The 16,995-nt window shown below is 63.8% G+C and carries 18 protein-coding genes; 12 read left to right on the forward strand and 6 right to left on the reverse strand.

Going from position 1 to position 16,995, the window contains the following annotated elements; genetic code table 11:
* Nucleotides 1-58: 58 nt before the first annotated feature.
* The 3 genes from AC2T3R_RS16550 to AC2T3R_RS16560 are packed head-to-tail and all read left to right on the forward strand — an operon-like array spanning nt 59 to nt 2,495.
* On the forward strand, nt 59-982 hold the full coding sequence (locus tag AC2T3R_RS16550; protein ID WP_486743986.1) for a LysR family transcriptional regulator: 924 nt from the start codon (nt 59-61) through the stop codon (nt 980-982).
* 47 nt (nt 983-1,029) lie between these two features.
* Entirely contained in the window at nt 1,030-1,860 is an 831-nt protein-coding gene (locus AC2T3R_RS16555; protein WP_015270854.1) for an AraC family transcriptional regulator, read from the forward strand.
* 50 nt (nt 1,861-1,910) lie between these two features.
* Nucleotides 1,911-2,495, forward strand: coding sequence for a LysE family translocator (locus AC2T3R_RS16560; protein ID WP_013973167.1), 585 nt, complete (start codon nt 1,911-1,913; stop codon nt 2,493-2,495).
* A gap of 120 nt (nt 2,496-2,615) precedes the next feature.
* On the opposite strand, the gene AC2T3R_RS16565 is transcribed toward AC2T3R_RS16560, so the two are convergent.
* On the reverse strand, nt 2,616-3,833 hold the full coding sequence (locus AC2T3R_RS16565; RefSeq protein ID WP_182329416.1) for a sugar transporter: 1,218 nt from the start codon (nt 3,831-3,833) through the stop codon (nt 2,616-2,618).
* Between the two features lie 204 nt (nt 3,834-4,037).
* On the opposite strand from AC2T3R_RS16565, the gene AC2T3R_RS16570 reads away from it, so the two are divergent.
* A complete protein-coding gene (locus AC2T3R_RS16570) occupies nt 4,038-5,357 on the forward strand; it encodes a PQQ-binding-like beta-propeller repeat protein (RefSeq protein WP_410952286.1) in 1,320 nt (439 codons plus the stop codon).
* Between the two features lie 121 nt (nt 5,358-5,478).
* On the opposite strand, the gene calA is transcribed toward AC2T3R_RS16570, so the two are convergent.
* Nucleotides 5,479-6,531, reverse strand: coding sequence for a vanillin reductase (gene calA, locus AC2T3R_RS16575; RefSeq protein ID WP_486743987.1), 1,053 nt, complete (start codon nt 6,529-6,531; stop codon nt 5,479-5,481).
* A 180-nt stretch (nt 6,532-6,711) separates the two neighbouring features.
* Here calA and AC2T3R_RS16580 point away from each other — a divergent pair, with 180 nt between their 5' ends.
* Nucleotides 6,712-7,617 carry an AraC family transcriptional regulator gene (locus AC2T3R_RS16580; RefSeq protein WP_004375934.1) on the forward strand — a complete coding sequence of 302 codons (906 nt, stop codon included), beginning with the start codon at nt 6,712-6,714 and terminating at the stop codon, nt 7,615-7,617.
* Nucleotides 7,618-7,946: 329 nt separating this feature from the next.
* Here the strand turns inward: AC2T3R_RS16580 and AC2T3R_RS16585 are convergent, their stop codons facing one another.
* Nucleotides 7,947-8,543 carry a TetR/AcrR family transcriptional regulator gene (locus AC2T3R_RS16585; protein ID WP_486743988.1) on the reverse strand — a complete coding sequence of 199 codons (597 nt, stop codon included), beginning with the start codon at nt 8,541-8,543 and terminating at the stop codon, nt 7,947-7,949.
* Between the two features lie 93 nt (nt 8,544-8,636).
* Here AC2T3R_RS16585 and AC2T3R_RS16590 point away from each other — a divergent pair, with 93 nt between their 5' ends.
* On the forward strand, nt 8,637-9,233 hold the full coding sequence (locus AC2T3R_RS16590; protein ID WP_100412871.1) for an NAD(P)H-dependent oxidoreductase: 597 nt from the start codon (nt 8,637-8,639) through the stop codon (nt 9,231-9,233).
* A 1-nt stretch (nt 9,234) separates the two neighbouring features.
* Here the strand turns inward: AC2T3R_RS16590 and thpR are convergent, their stop codons facing one another.
* On the reverse strand, nt 9,235-9,780 hold the full coding sequence (gene thpR / locus AC2T3R_RS16595) for an RNA 2',3'-cyclic phosphodiesterase (RefSeq protein WP_486743989.1): 546 nt from the start codon (nt 9,778-9,780) through the stop codon (nt 9,235-9,237).
* Between the two features lie 120 nt (nt 9,781-9,900).
* Between thpR and AC2T3R_RS16600 the strand changes: the two genes are divergently transcribed.
* The 6 genes from AC2T3R_RS16600 to AC2T3R_RS16625 all read left to right on the forward strand — a co-directional run bounded on the left by AC2T3R_RS16600 (nt 9,901) and on the right by AC2T3R_RS16625 (nt 14,981).
* Nucleotides 9,901-10,704, forward strand: coding sequence for a hypothetical protein (locus tag AC2T3R_RS16600; protein WP_486743990.1), 804 nt, complete (start codon nt 9,901-9,903; stop codon nt 10,702-10,704).
* 148 nt (nt 10,705-10,852) lie between these two features.
* On the forward strand, nt 10,853-11,752 hold the full coding sequence (gene lpxO / locus AC2T3R_RS16605) for a lipid A hydroxylase LpxO (protein ID WP_015270864.1): 900 nt from the start codon (nt 10,853-10,855) through the stop codon (nt 11,750-11,752).
* Nucleotides 11,753-11,871: 119 nt separating this feature from the next.
* The gene (locus tag AC2T3R_RS16610) at nt 11,872-12,216 is read left to right on the forward strand and encodes a carboxymuconolactone decarboxylase family protein (protein ID WP_039614473.1); all 345 of its coding nucleotides are present in this window, start codon (nt 11,872-11,874) and stop codon (nt 12,214-12,216) included.
* 78 nt (nt 12,217-12,294) lie between these two features.
* Nucleotides 12,295-12,864 carry a GNAT family N-acetyltransferase gene (locus AC2T3R_RS16615; RefSeq protein WP_015270865.1) on the forward strand — a complete coding sequence of 190 codons (570 nt, stop codon included), beginning with the start codon at nt 12,295-12,297 and terminating at the stop codon, nt 12,862-12,864.
* A gap of 78 nt (nt 12,865-12,942) precedes the next feature.
* Complete coding sequence (gene sstT, locus AC2T3R_RS16620) at nt 12,943-14,154, forward strand: serine/threonine transporter SstT (protein ID WP_015270866.1); 1,212 nt, start codon at nt 12,943-12,945, stop codon at nt 14,152-14,154.
* A gap of 179 nt (nt 14,155-14,333) precedes the next feature.
* Nucleotides 14,334-14,981 carry a YceH family protein gene (locus AC2T3R_RS16625; protein ID WP_025339663.1) on the forward strand — a complete coding sequence of 216 codons (648 nt, stop codon included), beginning with the start codon at nt 14,334-14,336 and terminating at the stop codon, nt 14,979-14,981.
* A gap of 4 nt (nt 14,982-14,985) precedes the next feature.
* On the opposite strand, the gene AC2T3R_RS16630 is transcribed toward AC2T3R_RS16625, so the two are convergent.
* Both AC2T3R_RS16630 and ahpF read right to left on the reverse strand, forming a co-directional pair.
* The gene (locus AC2T3R_RS16630; protein WP_013973178.1) at nt 14,986-15,174 is read right to left on the reverse strand and encodes a hypothetical protein; all 189 of its coding nucleotides are present in this window, start codon (nt 15,172-15,174) and stop codon (nt 14,986-14,988) included.
* 169 nt (nt 15,175-15,343) lie between these two features.
* Nucleotides 15,344-16,906 (reverse strand): alkyl hydroperoxide reductase subunit F, encoded by a 1,563-nt coding sequence (ahpF, locus tag AC2T3R_RS16635; RefSeq protein ID WP_100412874.1) that lies wholly within the window; start codon nt 16,904-16,906, stop codon nt 15,344-15,346.
* Between the last annotated feature and the right edge of the window lie 89 nt (nt 16,907-16,995).

Raw genomic sequence — 16,995 nt, forward strand, 5'->3', positions numbered from 1 at the left:
TTCCTGCCGAAAAGAAAAACCGGCACAATGCAGCAACACTTTCATCCCTGGAGTGAAAATGCTGCGCATCGCTGACCTCGAACTGTTCGTCCGCAGCAGCGTGCTGGGCAGCTTCACCGCCGCCGCCCATGAGGCCGAACTGCTGCCGGGGCAGGTGGCCGCCGCGATCAAGCGCCTGGAGCGCGACCTGGATGTGCGCCTGTTCGCCCGCACTACCCGCAGCCTGCGCCTGACCGCCGAAGGCGAGTTGTACCTGCCGACTGCCCTGAATGTGCTGGAGAGCCTGCGCCAGGGGCGTGAAGACCTGCATGGCAACGCCAACACCCTGCGCGGTACCCTGCAGGTTTCGGCACCGTCCGACCTGGGCCGCAACATGTTGCTGCCGTGGCTGAGCGCCTTCCGCCGCGAGCACCCGGCCCTGCACGTTCGCTTCTTCCTGTCTGACCAGATTGCCGACCTCAACCGCGACCCGGTAGATGTGGCGATCCGCTACGGCCTCAACCAGGACGCCAACTACATTGCCCTGCCGCTGGCAGACTGGAACCGCCGGGTGCTGGTGGCGGCGCCCGACTACCTGGCCCGTCACGGCCGCCCCCTCACGCCCGACGCCCTGCAGCAGCATGCCTGCCTGCTGTACATGCAGTACAACCGGGTCTACGACAAGTGGCGGGTGGGCAACCGCACCGTGCAGGTGAGTGGGCCGCTGGTCAGCGACGATGCCGACGTGATCCGCCGCCTGGCCTTGCAGGGCGAAGGCATCGTCTACAAGTCGTGGCTGGACGTAAGCGCCAACATCGCGGCCGGCGAACTGGAAATCATCCTGCCCGAGCACTTTGGTGAACCCGCCCCGGTCACCCTGGTGTGCCCGCACCGCAAGCAGCTCACGCCCGCAGTGGCGCAACTGCATCTGTGGCTGCGCGAACGCTTCGAGGCCTTGCGTAACCGGGCGCTGGCCAACGGCTGCACAATCGTTCCAGACTGAGCCTGGCCGTTGCGCTAAGGTAACGATTTCTGCCACGGCACGCCCCCATGAGCAACTGGATCGACCTCAAGCAAGACGCCGACACCGGCATCGAGTCGGTCCGCGCGCATTTCGTCGGGCATGCCTACGACCCGCACTGGCACGACAGCTTCCTGGTTGGCGTTACCGAGCAGGGCGTGCAGCAATTCGATTGCCGGCGAGTGCGCCATCGCAGCACGCCGGGGAACGTATTCCTGCTGGAGCCCGGTGAAATCCATAACGGCCATGCGCCCACCGAGGACGGCTTCACCTATTCGACCCTGTACCTGGAACCCACCTGGGTGGACAGCCAACTGCGGGCACTTTTCGAACACGCGCCGGGCGACAGCCTGCCCAGCTTCGCCGATACCTTGTGCCACGATGAGCGCCTGGCGCGTGCCACTGCCCTCGCCTTCCAGGCCGTGCATACCCAGGACTTGCGCATTGTCCGGCAGACGGCCATGGACGACCTGCTGGCCTGCCTGACCCGCCACCTGCACTGGCGCCGGCGCCTGAACCCGGACCCGCGCCTGCCGCTGACCGCGCAGCGCGCGCGGGATTACCTGCACGCCAACCTGGAGCGCGACATCGGCCTGGAAGACCTGGCCCAGGCCTGTGGCATCGACCGCTTCCGCCTCACCCGCGCATTCAAGGCCGCATTCGGCCTGGCGCCGCATGCCTATCTGATCCAGCTGCGCCTGGCCCGGGCGCGGCGCCTGCTCGCCCAGGGCCAGACTCCCACCGAAGTGGCCATGGCCCTGGGCTTTGCCGACCAGAGCCACCTAGGGCGCTGGTTCCGCCGTGCCTACCAGCTGACCCCGGCCGACTACCGCAGGCGCTGCTCAAACCTTCCAGACTGAAAGGCAGCGGGCAGCGAGCATGGTGCTTCGTTTATCCGGAGCCCTTGATCATGTCGCAGTCGTTGTTGCCCTTCATCCTGTTTGCGTTGGTATCCAGCATCAGCCCCGGGCCGACCAACCTGTTGATTCTTGCCCATGGGGCCCGCTTTGGCCTGTGCGCGAGCCTGGCGCCGGTCGTTGCGGCCTGCGGTGCCGCAGCGGCGATCGTGCTGATGGTGGGCCTGGGGCTGGGTGAACTGCTGCTGCGCCACCCGCTGGCCCAGCAGTTGATGAGCTGGGCCGGGGTTTTGTGGTTGAGCTGGCTGGCGTGGCAGATGCTGCGCAGTGCCGCCGCCCCGCTGCAGGCGGCCACGGCGCAAGGCTTCAGCGCACTCAGCGCAGCCTCGTTGCAGGTGGTGAACCCCAAGGTGTGGTTGATGGCCGTGGCGGTGGTCGGGGTGTTTGCCTCGCCGTCGTTGCCGGTATGGCAGCTGGCGCTGGTGTTCTGGCTGATTGCCCTGCCATGCATGGCGGCGTGGGCGCTGCTGGGGGTGGGCAGCGCGCGATGGTTGCAGGCACCGCGGCGGTTGCGGGTGTTCAACCAGGTATTGGCGGGGGTGCTGTTGATTTCTGCATGGGCTGCCGTACTGGCTTGAGCCCGCTATTGCCAGTACCGGCCTCTTCGCGGGCACGCCCGCTCCCACAGGTACTGCATCGCGCCTGAAGTTGATGCAGTACCTGTGGGAGCAGGCGTGCCCGCGAAAAAAACAGCACGGTCATTCAGGAATGCCTTGCCCCCCGCCCAGCGCCTCGCGGAACTGCCGGGTGCTGGCCACAGCCAGCAGCAACCCGGCCACCGCCACGCTACCGCCCACCAGGCCGATATCCGCCACATCCAGCTGGCTGCTGACGATACTGCCCAGCAACGCGCCACCGCCAATACCGATGTTGTAGATACCCGAGAACAGCGCCATGGCCACATCGGTGGCATCGGACGCCAGTTTCAGGGTCTTGGACTGCAGCGACAGGCTGAAGCTGAGGATCGCCACACCCCAGAACATGCTCAACGCGGCGAAAACAAAGAAGTTGCCCGACAGCGGCAACAGCAGCAACAGGCACGCCGCCAGCAGGCCGATCGAACCTACCAGGAAGCCATGCGGGAAGCGGTCGCTGTAACGGCTGAACAGCACCGAGCCGAACACCCCGGCGCCGCCGAACAGCAGCAGCAATAGCGTGGTGCGCTCTCCGCCTATCTGCGCCACGTGCAGGGCAAACGGTTCGATGTAGCTGTAGGCAGTGAACTGCGCGGTAATCACCAGCGTCACCAGCACATAGGTGATCACCAGCGCCGGGCGCTTGAACAGTATCGGCAGGCTGCGCAGCGAGCCCGAGTTCTGGCTGGGCAGCAGCGGCAACGACTTCATCAGGCACAGCATGGTCGCCAGCGCCACCCCGGCAATGCTCAGGAAGGTGATGCGCCAGCCCAGCGCTTCACCCACTACGCGGCCCAGCGGGATACCCAGGACCATGGCCAGGGTGGTGCCAGTGGCCAAAAGGCCCAGCGCCTTGGCCTGCTGCCCGGGCGGCGCCACGCGCACCGCCAGGGAAGCCGTGATGGCCCAGAACACCGCATGCGCCAGGGCTATACCGATACGGCTGACCAGCAACATGGCAAAGCTCTGTGACATCCACGACAGCAAGTGGCTGACGATGAACACCAGGAACACGAACAGCAACAGCCGCCGCCGCTCGATGTTGCGCGTCAGCAGCATCATCGGCAGCGAGGCCAGTGCCACTACCCAGGCGTAGATGGTCAGCATCAGGCCGACTTGCGCGGTGCTCATGTCGAAGCTGCGGCCAATGTCGCTGAGCAGCGCCACCGGGACGAACTCGGTGGTGTTGAAGATGAAGGCCGCCAGGGCCAGGGCAATGACGCTCAGCCAGCTGCCGCTACCCGCCGTGGGTGGCATGTTGGTGGGTATGGGTCCATTCATGGGTACAAACCGCTTCTCCGCAGGCAAGGCAACAGGACGCACGTCGGCCACCCACTTGCCGGGGTGTCGACGCACGCTTTGTTATTGAAAGGAATGCCCGGCATGGTACGCGTCAAGCCGGGGGCTCACAACCGCGAGGCGGGCAGAAGGAGTAACATGCGCGCTTTGTGCGAACGCGTATGCAACAAGGAGCCCGATCCGCTCATGGACCAGCAGCACTCCCAGCAGCAACAGTGGCAGCAGGCGGTCACCGCCTATGCCCAGGCCATCAACGACTATGTCGCGCAGGGCCGCGCGCAAGGCTGGGATGACCTCGAAGAGCCCCTGCCGCAGGCCACCGAGCACTTGCTCGATGCCTGGCTGCAGGCCCTGCAAGCAGCCAACCGGCCCGGCGTCGAAGCCTTTGAGCAGCAAGCCTTCCGCGAAGCCTGGCCGCCCGCCCACCACCCCTTGCTGCCGCTGATCAAGGAGCACGGGCAAGGTATCGGCAACGTCCTGCTGCTGGAGGATGGCAGCCTGCTGGCACGTATCGGCATGCCGCATGACAAAGGCCAGGTGGTGCGCATTGACCCTCTCGGGGTGACCCCGGTGATCGGCGTCGATCACTTCGGCCGCTGCCCGGCCCGCCGCTATTTCGCCCTGGCCAATGCCGAGGGCATACGCGTGACAGATGGCTGGGGCGGCCCGCAGGTGCTGCGCCTGGCCTGGCCCACGGGGTTGGAGGGGTTGCCGCCGGGTTACCCGTTCGAGCCCTTCGACCTGCCGCCCACGCCGACCACGCTGATCCCCTTCCCGGATGGCCAGCGGGTGCTGCTGGTGAGCGCCGAGGGTATCTTCCTGCTGACCCGCCACGGCGCGACCCGCCTGCTGCCGCACCAGGCGCGGGTGCTCGACGAACTGGACGAAGGCACCGACCCGGACGACATCAGCCTGGGACTGAGCATGGAGCACGGTGCGGTATCGGCGGATGGTCGGTTGATCGTGGTTGGCGAGCAAGGCAGCCGCCACCTGGTGCTGGATGACCAGCTCCGGCCCGTGGCGGCCATCGGCCCGGCCAGCGAGTATCCGCACTTTGCGCTGTTCAATCGTGCAGGTGACCAGTTGATAGTCAATGCCTGCCATTTCTATAGCGGTGCCACGCTGGCCGTCAGGGTGGCCGACTTGCCGGGGCTGGATACCGACTACTACAGCCAGGACCCGCGTACCCCGCTGGTACAGGATGGCGCACGGGTGTATGCCGGCGTGGCGCGCGAGGGCGAATATATCGTGGGGGATGCCTATGGTTACCTGCGGGCATTTGGCGAAGATGGCACCGAGCATTGGCAGCATTACCTGGGGTCGACCATCAGTGCCCTGGATATCAGTGCCGACGGGCGTACGCTGGTAGCGGCGAGCCATGCCGGGTTCGTTTCGGTGATTGCCCTGGACAACGGGCGGCCAGCCTGGCAGATCGGTACCGGGGCGCATGGCGAGGTACGGCGGTGGTTGTTCTGGAAAGGCTGGGACAGGGCATTGGCCTGGTAACAGTTGCAGCATCTTCATTGCCTGTACCGGCCTTTTCGCGGGCTCGCCCGCTCCCACAGGTACTGCACAGATTTCGAAAGCTGTGATTTACCTGTGGGAGCAGGCCGGGGCAGGCAACCAATCAGTTCTGCAAAGTCGCCATATCGATCACGAACCGATACTTCACGTCCCCGGCAATCATCCGCTCATACGCCTGGTTGATGTTGCGGATATCCAGCAACTCGATATCACAACGAATCGCGTGCTCGGCGCAGAAATCCAGCACTTCCTGTGTCTCGGCAATACCACCGATCAACGACCCCGCCAGCACCCGGCGCTTCATCACCAGATTGGCCGCATGAACCGCCGGGTCGATTGGCTCGATCAGGCCGACCAGGATGTGCACGCCATCGAATTTCAGGGTTTCCAGGTACGGGTTGAGGTCGTGCTGCACCGGGATGGTGTCGAGCAGGAAGTCGAAACGGCCTGCTGCTGCTCGCATCTGCTCGGCATCGGTGGACACGATCACATGGTCGGCACCCTGGCGGCGGGCTTCGTCGGCCTTGGCCTGGTTACGGGTGAACAGGGTCACTTCGGCGCCCAGCGCCTTGGCCAGCTTGATAGCCATGTGACCCAGGCCGCCCATGCCGAGGATGCCGATCTTGTGACCAGGGCCGACGCCGTGGTGCTTGAGTGGCGAATAGGTTGTGATGCCGGCGCAGAGGATTGGCGCAGCGCTGGGCAGGTCCATGCCGGCCGGGATGCGCACCACGAAGTGCTCGCTGACCACGATGCTGCTGGAGTAACCGCCCATGGTGTTGCTACCGTCGATTCGGTCCGGGGTGGCATAGGTCATGGTCGGGCCTTCCAGGCAATATTGCTCCAGGTCCTTGGCACAAGCTTCGCAGTGTCGGCAGGAGTCGACCATGCAGCCAACGCCGACCAGGTCGCCGACCTTGTGCGTGGTCACTTTGTCGCCCACGGCGGTGACGCGGCCGATGATCTCGTGGCCAGGCATCAGCGGGTACACGGCAATGCCCCATTCGTTGCGCGCCTGGTGGATGTCGGAGTGGCATACGCCGCAGTAAAGGATGTCGATGGCGACGTCGTCAGGGCGCGGGCTGCGACGCTCGAAGGTCATGGGAGCCAGAGGGCTGGTGGGGGTCTGGGCGGCGTAACCGATGGCGGTATACATGCAGGGCCTCGCTATGAAGTGAAACGATTCAGGCTGCGCATTCTGCGCGCCATGCGTCGCTTCGCCCACGACTGATTCTCCGGTATCGATGCCTGATTCTCCGAAGATGCCATGCAGCATCTGGCGCCGAGCGTTCATTCTGCGATGATCAAACTGTCTGATTCTCTGCCCAGGTCCATCATGCAACTGACCCGCCACGTCGACGCCAATGCGCCGCTTTGCACACTGATCCGCAGCCTTGCCACGCGCCCGGGCTTCGTGCCCACGCATCTGCCCCAGGTGCAGGTGCTGAGCTGGGACCACTATGTGGCCAGCAGCCCGCAGATCTACGAACCCAGCCTGATGATCCTGGCCCAGGGCAGCAAGCTGGCGCGCCTGGGGCCGCGTACCCTGGAATATGGCGCCGGGCATTATCTGGTGCAGGCATTGTCGGTGCCGTTCATGTGCGAAACCTTTGCCACCCCCGAAGCACCGTTGCTGGGCGTGGCGGTGGACATCGACCGTGGCGTGCTGGGTGAACTGGTGCAAAGCATGGCCCTGGCGCCGGATGCCGCGGTGCAGGCGCAAACCCCGCATTCAATGACCTCGGCTGCACTCGATGCGCCGATGCGCGAATGCGTGGAACGGCTGCTGCGCTGCCTGCAGGACCCGGTGGACGCCAAGGTGCTGGGCCCGGCGCGGGTACGCGAGGTGCTGTACACCGCCTTGCGCGGCCCACAAGCGGGCGTGTTGCGGGCGCTGGTGGAGCAACAAGGGCACTTCGCCCGCATCGGCGCCGCCCTTGCCCACCTGCGCGAACACTACACCGAGCCGCTGAGCGTTGAAGCGCTGGCCGCACGCGCCAACATGAGCGTTTCGACCTTCCACGAGCACTTCAAGCGCTGCACCGACATGGCGCCGATGCAGTACCTCAAGCGCCTGCGGCTGCTGAAGGCGCAGCAGATGCTGATCGGCGAAGGCCTGGGGGTGGCGCAGACCGCGCACCGGGTGGGGTACCAGAGCACCTCGCAGTTCAGCCGCGAGTACAAGCGCCAGTTCGCCCGCAGCCCGGGGGATGAATTGCCGTACCAGAGCCTGCCGGTGTAATCGCCTGCCCTGGCCCCATCGCCGGCAAGCCGGCTCTCATGGAACAACACATGACTTATTGGTTCAGCAAGGTTCTGTAGGAGCAGCCTTGTGCTGCGAAGAGGCCGATACTGCCAAAGCCTGTCTATTGCTTGTGCCGGCCTCTTCGCAGCACAAGGCTGCTCCTACAAAGGACGCGGCAAACGAGCGATAGTTGTTCTCTGCGCGACAGCGCAGCCCAAAAGGGCTGGGCAATCTCCCGCAGATACTGCACAAGGCTTGAGGTCGATGCAGTCGAGGTGGTGCTTGCCGGCGATGGGCTGCAGAGCAGCCGCGGCATTCTCAAGGCTTCATTGCCGCTCGACCATCGCCACTATTGCTGCCTGCAATTCGGCCTTGGCCTGTCCCACCTCCAGTTCCCCCGCAGCAGCCGCCTGCGACAAGGCATCCGCCGCCCCCACCAGCAAGCGCATGCCCGCCACCCCGATGTTGCCACTGGGCGAAAACCCGGCCAACGCCTCACGGCATTTGTCCAGAAACGGCTGCTCATAGGCCCGCTTCAGCGCTTCCATTTCCGGCGAGCCGGCCAATGCCGCCGACACTCCGGGTATCTCCAGCCCCTGGCTCATCACACAGTCCACATACGCCTCGGCAATCACCCCGGCGCGACTGGCCAGGCTAGCGTCACAACACGCCAGCGCCTGCTCCAGCATCCGCGACTGCCGTGCATCGTATTGCTGGTACAGCGCCACCAACAGCCCGGTGCGGGTCTCGAAATGGTCATAGACCACCGGCTTGGTCACCCCCGCCTGCTCGGCCAAACGCCCCAGGCTCAAGGCATCGGTGCCCTCCTCCCGTACCAGCTGCCAGGCCACATCGAGCAACTGTCGACGGCGCTCTGCGCGGCTCAGGCGCTTGCGCGAGCGGCCTTGATCATCGCTTGACATCGTTTACCTACCAAAAGTAACTTACTAAACGTAACTTACCTTGAGTATATAGCGCTCCGGGTAACCCTGCATCCCCATCTTGGAGAGCCCACCATGCATGCCCTGATCGTCGTCGGTCATCACGACCCGCAATCCCTCACCCATGCCCTGGCCCGACAGATCGCCGCCGGCCTGGCCAACGCCGGCCACGGCAGCGAAATCGCCGACCTTGCCAGTGAAGGTTTCGACCCGCGTTTCGGCCTGGCCGACCATGCGGTGCACCGCAGGCTGGCAGCCCCGCCGGCGGATGTACTCAGGGAGCAGGCGCGTATTGAACGCGCCGATGCGCTGGTGCTGGTCTACCCCATCTATTGGTGGTCGCTGCCGGCCTTGCTCAAAGGCTGGGTCGAGCGGGTGTTCAGCAATGGCTGGGCCTTCGATTATGAAGGGGGCATCACCGTCAAGAAGCTGCGCGGCATGAAGGTGCACCTGGTCGGTGTCGCCGGTGCCGACAGCGGCACTTTCGAACGTCACGGCTATGGCGAGGCGATGCGCGTGCAGATCGAGCACGGCATCTTCGACTACTGCGGCGCCGAGGTACTCAGCTCCACCCTGCTGGACGACAGCGAAGGCGCAGCCCCGGCACTGCACCTGCACACTGCACGCACGCTGGGCGAGCAGATGTTCGCAGACTGCGAGGCCATGGCCTGAATCAGCCTGAAAGCGGCCATTGCGCCAATGGCCAGTAGGCGCCCTTGCGCGACTCGTACAGTGTGAAATGGCGGGCGGCGAGGTAGAAATCCGGCGCGCTGCTGGCCTCTGGCGGCTGGCCGCGGTAATCCCTGGCCAGCGTCAGGTGCGGGCGATACTCACGGTCGGCCGCGTACACCCCCAACGGCAGCAGCGCCTGCTGCAAGCTGTACACCAGTTGCAACAGGGCCGGTGGGGTCTGCTGCGCCTCCAGCACCAAGGCGCTGGCCCGCTGCCACACCTGCAGGCGGTCCAGCAACAGCCGTGGTGCCGTGGCCGGTAGCTCCAGCTGGTCGACCGCCGCGCAAATAGCAGGCACATGGGCGGTATCCACATCGCCGAGAAACAGCAGTGTCACATGGAAGTTGGCGGCCGGCACCGGTCTTCCGCTGCGCAGGCCCAGGTCACGTCGCCACTGGGCCAAAGCGCGGCGCAGGGCATCGCTGACCGGCAAGGCGAAGAACAGGCGCCTGAATGGTTTTTCGATACGTCCGCTGACCGGTGTCATCGTGCCGCTCCTCAAGATGCGCAAAGCGCGTACTGATGCAAACTAGCAGTTTTACCAGTTTCGCCGGCAGTGACCCAAACCATACGCTGGGGTCTCAATTCAATTACCCCGGATACGGTTATGAAACAACACCAGCACACACGGAACACCCAGCCTGCCATGCAAGCGCAACTGAAGTGGGACCAGCGTGAATACGCGTTCAAGGCTAATGAAGTAGATACGGATATCAGTTCTGGCAACTGCTCGTTCTTTGCCCCTCATTACAAGGATAATTCAGAGAACGTTCATAGCTTCATAATCATGAATATCCCGGAGAGCCGCCTGGTAACAGGCGAATCCCACAAGATCGGTCCAGGCGAGAAAGCCGAGATCAACGCCTATTTCGGCTCGAGTTCAATTGGCCGCTCAGGCTGGGCGACCGAAGGGGAAATCCGAATTGTCCAGATGGATCAGACTACCAAGGCGCTAGTGGCAACGTTCCACTTCACCATCGTAGACACCATGGGCCAGGTTGATATCGTGGATGGCTCGCTGTCCTTGTCGCTGGCCGACCATGCGACGCAATACATCTCCGGCACCGGCTGGGTCAAGGCCAACCTCGACCCCGCTATCTTCCCCTTGCTAGGCAACCTTGACGCTCAAACCATCAAATCCAAGGAGTTGGAGGACGGGCGCATCCTACTCACCGCAAAACAGCAAGTGGACAACGCTACCCAAGGCATCATGATGGTGTTCAGTGAACAACATGCACGCCTGTTCTTCTCGATTGGCGGTATGCACTATCTCTTGAGCGGAGGCCGCCTGCAGCATGAGTGGAACGTGGATAAAAAGACCCTGACCGCCGACTTTACTGATTATGTAGTCAGTTACCAAGGCAGGGACCATCGCATCACGGATGGCCGCATCGAGGTCACTCTGGCCTGATGCATCGCCATGCAGACCTTGGTACAGCGGTGACGCTTGTACCAAGGTCTGCCATCGTTGGGTAACATTCTCCTACAAAGCATCGGCTCGATTGTTTATGCTGGCGGGCTTAGCCATCACGCATGGCCATTACTTGACGTATCCGCCCATGAAAATCGCCTTAGTCCTCATCTTCATCCTCTCGATCGCCTATGTTCACCTGCGCGGTCGCGTCCGCCACAAGCTGACCCGTCAGCTGGGCGACCACTCCAGCTTCCTGGCGCCGATCAACAGCTTCCTGTACCTGTTTTCCCGGCACCCTGCAAAGCCGTACCTGCCGGTGGAGGCCTTCCCCGAACTGCAGACGCTGCAGGACCATTGGCAGGAAATCCGCCAGGAAGCCCAGCAACTGCTGCATGTGGGCGAAATCAAGAAGTCCGACAATTACGATGATGTCGGTTTCAACTCATTCTTCAAGACCGGCTGGAAGCGCTTCTACCTGAAGTGGTACGGCGAAAGCCACCCGTCGGCGATGACCCTGTGCCCACGCACCACCGAGTTGCTCAAAGGCATCGGCACGGTCAAGGCCGCCATGTTCGCCACCCTGCCACCGGGCGCCAAGCTGGTGCGCCACCGCGACCCGTATGCCGGCTCGTACCGCTACCACCTGGGCCTGGACACGCCGAACGACGATGGCTGCTACATCGATGTGGACGGTGAGAAATATTCCTGGCGCGATGGCGAGGGCGTGGTCTTCGACGAGACCTACATCCACTACGCGGCCAATACCACCGAGCACAACCGCATCATCCTGTTCTGCGACGTGGAACGCCCGCTCAAGTACCGCTGGGCAACCGCGTTCAACCGCTGGTTCAGCCGCAACGTCATGGCCGCTGCCGCCGCCCCCAACGATGCCGGCGACAAGACCGGTGGCATCAACCGGCTGTTCACCCGCATCTACAAGATCCGCGAACGTGGCAAGGCGCTGAAGAAGCGCAACCGCACGCGCTACTATCTGGAGAAGTGGGCGTTCGTCGCGGCGTTGGTGCTGGTGTTCATCTATATCTGATCGATATGGTTGCGCGCAGTCCAAAGGCCTGCGCGCAAACAACCAAAGTACAAGCCTCACACTTTCCACTCTTCGACTAGCCTGAAAGCTCCACTCGCAACCTCCCCAAGGTGAAGACGATGAGCATGATGGACTGGGACGCCTACCGTAAGCAGTTGATGGCCGGCATCGGCGATCTCAAGCAGCTATCCCCTGACACCGTGGCTGGCTACATGACCGCCAGCGGCGCAGGGGCCAAGACCAACCACCTGGACGCCAAGACCCGCGAGCTGATCTCCCTTGCCGTGGCCGTGACCACCCGCTGCGATGGCTGCATCGCCGTGCATTCACAGCAGGCCGTCAAACACGGCGCCAGCCGCGAGGAAATCGCCGAGGCCCTGGGCGTGGCCGTGGCGATGAATGCCGGCGCCGCGCTGGTCTACTCGGCACGTGCCATGGATGCAGTGGGCAAGGCCAACAGCTGAGCGCAAATGGCGTCGCCGCCCTTGCGCGACGGCGCCGCGCCACCCAGACTGGGCGGCCCAGCCCTTGCAGGAACCCGCATGATCCACATCCGCCCCATGACGCCGGAAGACTTCGAGCGCTTCTGGCCCACCTTCCAGGCCGTCGTACAAGCCCGTGAAACCTACGCATTCGACCCGGCCCTCAGCTTTGAACAGGCCCGCCAGCTGTGGCTGGAACTGCCCATGCGCACATTCGTGGCCGAGGAAGACGGCGCGATGCTGGGGTCGTATTACCTCAAGGCCAATGCCGCCGGGCCCGGTGGGCACGTGGGCAATTGCGGCTACATGGTCTGTGAAACGGCACGCGGCCGCGGCGTCGCGCGCTTGATGTGCGAGCACTCACAGAAACAGGCACGCCAGGAGGGCTTTCTGGCCCTGCAGTTCAACTCGGTGGTGGCCACCAACGAGGTGGCAGTGGCGCTGTGGCACAAGCTGGGCTTCGAAACCGTTGGCCGCTTGCCCAAGGCCTACCGCCATGCCCGCCTGGGGCTGGTGGACTGCCTGGTGATGTACAAATGGCTGGCGGACGAGCCGGTAGTGGAGAAGCCGCCACTGCTGATCGGGCGCAAGAACATCGAGGCGCGGGTGTCGCGGCGGCGCGGGCGCTGACTTCTTCAGGCCGCCCTGCTCGACGAAGGTCTATGGTAAAGTCGCGCCCTTTTTGAACATGCTGGGATATCGTTGCACATGACCCCCGTCCTCCGCTTCCTCAACCGAACCAGCCTGGTGACGCAGATCGTCATCGGCCTGATCGCCGGCATCGCCCTGGCCCTGCTTGCGCCCGCCATCGCCCGCGACATGGCCTTCCTCGGGAAAGTCTTCGTCAGCGCCCTCAAGGCGGTGGCGCCCGTGCTGGTGTTCATTCTGGTCATGGCATCGATCGCCAACCACCGTCACGGCCAGGAAACCCATATTCGCCCGATTCTCTGGCTGTACCTGCTGGGCACCTTCAGCGCTGCGGTAGTCGCCGTGGTCGCCAGCATGCTGTTCCCGTCCAACCTGGTGCTGACTACCAGCGACGCTGCGCTGAGCGCGCCGGGGGGCATTACCGAGGTGCTGCAGAACCTGCTGCTGAGTGCGGTCGACAACCCGATCAACGCCCTGCTCAACGCCAACTTCATCGGCGTACTGACCTGGGCCATCGGCCTGGGCGTAGCCCTGCGCCATGCCGGCGAAACCACCCGCACCGTGGTAGAGGACCTGTCCAATGGCGTGACCCTGATCGTACGCGTGGTCATCCGCTTCGCCCCGGTGGGCATCTTTGGCCTGGTCAGCGCCACGCTGGCCCAATCGGGCCTGGGCGCCCTGCTCGGCTACCTGCACCTGCTGGCGGTGCTGATCGGCTGCATGCTGTTCGTGGCGCTGGTGATGAACCCGCTGATCGTATATTGGAAAATCCGCCGCAACCCCTACCCGCTGACCCTGCTCTGCCTGCGCGAAAGCGGTATCACCGCGTTCTTCACTCGCAGCTCGGCAGCCAACATCCCGGTCAACCTGGCCCTGTCGGAGCGCCTTGGCCTGCATGAGGACACCTATTCGGTGTCGATCCCGCTGGGTGCGACCATCAACATGGCCGGCGCCGCCATCACCATTACCGTGCTGACCCTGGCGGCGGTGCATACTCTGGGTATTATGGTGGACCTGCCGACCGCCGTGCTGCTCAGCGTGGTGGCGGCGGTCTGTGCCTGCGGCGCCTCGGGCGTGGCCGGTGGCTCGCTCCTGCTGATTCCACTGGCGTGCAGCCTGTTTGGTATCCCTAGCGAAATTGCCATGCAAGTGGTGGCGGTTGGCTTCATCATCGGCGTGCTGCAGGATTCGGCCGAGACGGCGCTGAATTCTTCGACCGATGTGCTGTTTACCGCGGCGGCGTGCCAGGCTGAAGAGCGGCGCAACGCTTGAGTTTGCCGGGGCCGCTTTGCGGCCCTTTCGCAGGCAAGCCAGCCCCCACAGGGATAGTGCCGGCCTTACGGCTTGTGCTGTACCTGTGGGAGCTGGCTTGCCGGCGATGATCCCAGTGATTGCTTAAGCCTGGCGCTTTACCTAGGCTAGTGGCCTTTCCCCAGCAATGAGACAGGGCCATGTCAGAACACGAAACCGCCGGCGAAGGCCGCTTCAACAGCATCGAGATCCGTATTCTCGGCTCGCTGATCGAGAAGCAGGCCACCAGCCCGGAAAGCTACCCGCTGACCCTCAACGCCCTGGTCCTGGCCTGCAACCAGAAGACCAGTCGCGAGCCGGTCATGAACCTCACCCAAGGCCAGGTCGGCCAAGCCCTGCGCGCCCTCGAAGGGCAGGACATGACCCGCCTGCAGATGGGCAGCCGCGCCGACCGTTGGGAACAACGGGTGGACAAGGCGCTTGAGCTGGTGCCGGCGCAACTGGTGCTGATGGGCCTGATGTTCCTGCGCGGGCCGCAAACCCTCAACGAACTGCTGACCCGCAGCAACCGCCTGCACGACTTCGACGACACCGAGCAGATCCAGCACCAGCTGGAGCGCCTGATATCGCGCGGCCTGGCCTTGCACCTGCCGCGTCAGGCCGGCCAGCGCGAAGACCGTTACACCCATGCTTTGGGCGACCCGGCCGAAATCGAGGCAATCCTGGCTGCCCGGCAACAAGAAGGTGGGGCACGCAGCAGCGGCGGCAATGTGTCGGAAGAACGCATCGAAGCCCTCGAAGCGCGCATCGCGGCGCTGGAAGCACGCCTGGCCGAACTGGAAGGCTGAGCCGTCACGGCTCGGGGTCGGGGAAGTTGCGGCAGCTCTTGCGCTCGGCCAGCTCCCGGTCACTGGGGCGCTGGTCGACGAACACGGTGCGGCCGTCGGCATAGATTTCCAGGTAGCCCCAGTGCAGGTCCTGCTCTTGCTGCCCGGGCTTCGGGGGGACTAGCCACCAGGGTTCGCGGCTGATCAGGGTCATGGGTGTGATTCCTGAGGGTGTCTGCAGTAATCATAGACATCCTCAGATTCAGCTTTGTCAGTTCTGACGCATTCGCGGGCATGCCCGCTCCTACAGGGTTCCTCACAAATCTCAAGACCTGTGCAGAACCTGTGGGAGCGGGCATGCCCGCGAAAGGGCCGGTACAGGCTTACGCCGGTACCGAAGTGCGGATCAGGTGGTCAAAGGCCGCCAGCGATGCCTTGGCCCCCTCACCTACCGCAATCACGATCTGCTTGTACGGCACAGTCGTCACGTCACCCGCCGCAAACACACCAGGGATGCTGGTCTGGCCCTTGGCATCGACGATGATCTCGCCACGTGGCGACAGCTCGACGGTGCCTTTCAGCCAGTCGGTGTTCGGCAGCAGGCCGATCTGCACGAAGATGCCCTCCAGCGCCACTTCATGCTGCTGGTCGGTGGTGCGGTCCTTGTAGCGCAGGCCAGTCACCTTTTCGCCATTGCCAAGCACTTCGGTGGTCAACGCACTGGTGATCACCTTCACGTTCGGCAGGCTGTGCAACTTGCGCTGCAGTACCGCATCGGCACGCAGCTGGCTGTCGAACTCGATCAGCGTTACCTGGGCGACGATACCCGCCAGGTCGATGGCCGCTTCCACACCCGAGTTGCCTCCACCGATCACCGCCACGCGCTTGCCCTTGAACAGTGGGCCGTCACAGTGCGGGCAGTAAGCCACGCCACGGGCGCGGTATTCCTGTTCGCCCGGCACGTTCATCTCACGCCAGCGGGCACCGGTAGCCAGGATCACGGTCTTGGCCTTGAGCGAGGCACCGCCGGCCAGACGTACTTCGTGCAGGCCGCCATCGGTGGCCGGGATCAGCGCTTCACCGCGCTGCAGGTTCATGATGTCCACGTCGTACTGCTTGACGTGCTCTTCCAGCGCCGTGGCCAGCTTCGGCCCTTCGGTTTCCTGTATCGAGATGAAGTTCTCGATGGCCAGGGTATCGAGCACCTGGCCGCCGAAACGCTCGGCCGCAATACCGGTGCGGATGCCTTTACGCGCGGCATAGATGGCTGCCGAGGCGCCGGCCGGGCCACCACCGACCACCAGCACATCGAAGGCGTCCTTGGCGTTGATCTTTTCGGCCTGACGGCTGCCTGCGTTGGTGTCGATCTTGCCGAGGATTTCTTCCAGGCCCATGCGGCCCTGGCCAAACACTTCGCCGTTCAGGTAAATGCTCGGCACCGCCATGATCTTGCGCGATTCCACTTCCGCCTGGAACAGCGCGCCATCGATGGCCACGTGGCGTACGTTGGGGTTGAGGACCGCCATCAGGTTCAGCGCCTGGACCACGTCCGGGCAGTTCTGGCACGACAGCGAGAAGTAGGTTTCGAAGGTGAACTCGCCTTCCAGCGCCTGGATCTGTTCGATCACTTCGGCACTGGCCTTGGACGGGTGGCCCCCGACCTGCAGCAGTGCCAGCACCAGCGAGGTAAATTCGTGGCCCATGGGGATGCCGGCGAAGCGCAGGTTTATGTCGGCTCCCGGGCGGTTCAGCGAGAACGATGGACGACGGGCATCGCTGCCGTCCGCGCTGAAGGTAATAAGGTTCGACAGGCTGGCAATTTCCACCAGCAGGTCGTGCAATTCGCGGGATTTCGCGCCGTCGTCGAGGGAGGCAACGATCTCGATCGGCTGGGTGACCCGCTCCAGGTAGGTTTTCAGTTGCGATTTAAGCGTGGCGTCCAACATACGGGCGATTCCTTTTTCAAAACTCGGATACAAAAACGCCCAGGCGAACTCGCCCGGGCGCTTTACGGGGCGGTAGGTACTTCAGCTTT

Source organism: Pseudomonas sp. PVC-5-1, from assembly GCF_057444345.1.

Bases quoted from the DNA above. Each gene is read 5' to 3' on its own strand.
- AC2T3R_RS16550 (WP_486743986.1), top strand. From the start codon at position 59: ATGCTGCGCATCGCTGACCTCGAACTGTTCGTCCGCAGCAGCGTGCTG.
- AC2T3R_RS16555 (WP_015270854.1), top strand. From the start codon at position 1,030: ATGAGCAACTGGATCGACCTCAAGCAAGACGCCGACACCGGCATCGAG.
- AC2T3R_RS16560 (WP_013973167.1), top strand. From the start codon at position 1,911: ATGTCGCAGTCGTTGTTGCCCTTCATCCTGTTTGCGTTGGTATCCAGC.
- AC2T3R_RS16565 (WP_182329416.1), bottom strand. From the start codon at position 3,833: ATGAATGGACCCATACCCACCAACATGCCACCCACGGCGGGTAGCGGC.
- AC2T3R_RS16570 (WP_410952286.1), top strand. From the start codon at position 4,038: ATGGACCAGCAGCACTCCCAGCAGCAACAGTGGCAGCAGGCGGTCACC.
- calA (WP_486743987.1), bottom strand. From the start codon at position 6,531: ATGTATACCGCCATCGGTTACGCCGCCCAGACCCCCACCAGCCCTCTG.
- AC2T3R_RS16580 (WP_004375934.1), top strand. From the start codon at position 6,712: ATGCAACTGACCCGCCACGTCGACGCCAATGCGCCGCTTTGCACACTG.
- AC2T3R_RS16585 (WP_486743988.1), bottom strand. From the start codon at position 8,543: ATGTCAAGCGATGATCAAGGCCGCTCGCGCAAGCGCCTGAGCCGCGCA.
- AC2T3R_RS16590 (WP_100412871.1), top strand. From the start codon at position 8,637: ATGCATGCCCTGATCGTCGTCGGTCATCACGACCCGCAATCCCTCACC.
- thpR (WP_486743989.1), bottom strand. From the start codon at position 9,780: ATGACACCGGTCAGCGGACGTATCGAAAAACCATTCAGGCGCCTGTTC.
- AC2T3R_RS16600 (WP_486743990.1), top strand. From the start codon at position 9,901: ATGAAACAACACCAGCACACACGGAACACCCAGCCTGCCATGCAAGCG.
- lpxO (WP_015270864.1), top strand. From the start codon at position 10,853: ATGAAAATCGCCTTAGTCCTCATCTTCATCCTCTCGATCGCCTATGTT.
- AC2T3R_RS16610 (WP_039614473.1), top strand. From the start codon at position 11,872: ATGAGCATGATGGACTGGGACGCCTACCGTAAGCAGTTGATGGCCGGC.
- AC2T3R_RS16615 (WP_015270865.1), top strand. From the start codon at position 12,295: ATGATCCACATCCGCCCCATGACGCCGGAAGACTTCGAGCGCTTCTGG.
- sstT (WP_015270866.1), top strand. From the start codon at position 12,943: ATGACCCCCGTCCTCCGCTTCCTCAACCGAACCAGCCTGGTGACGCAG.
- AC2T3R_RS16625 (WP_025339663.1), top strand. From the start codon at position 14,334: ATGTCAGAACACGAAACCGCCGGCGAAGGCCGCTTCAACAGCATCGAG.
- AC2T3R_RS16630 (WP_013973178.1), bottom strand. From the start codon at position 15,174: ATGACCCTGATCAGCCGCGAACCCTGGTGGCTAGTCCCCCCGAAGCCC.
- ahpF (WP_100412874.1), bottom strand. From the start codon at position 16,906: ATGTTGGACGCCACGCTTAAATCGCAACTGAAAACCTACCTGGAGCGG.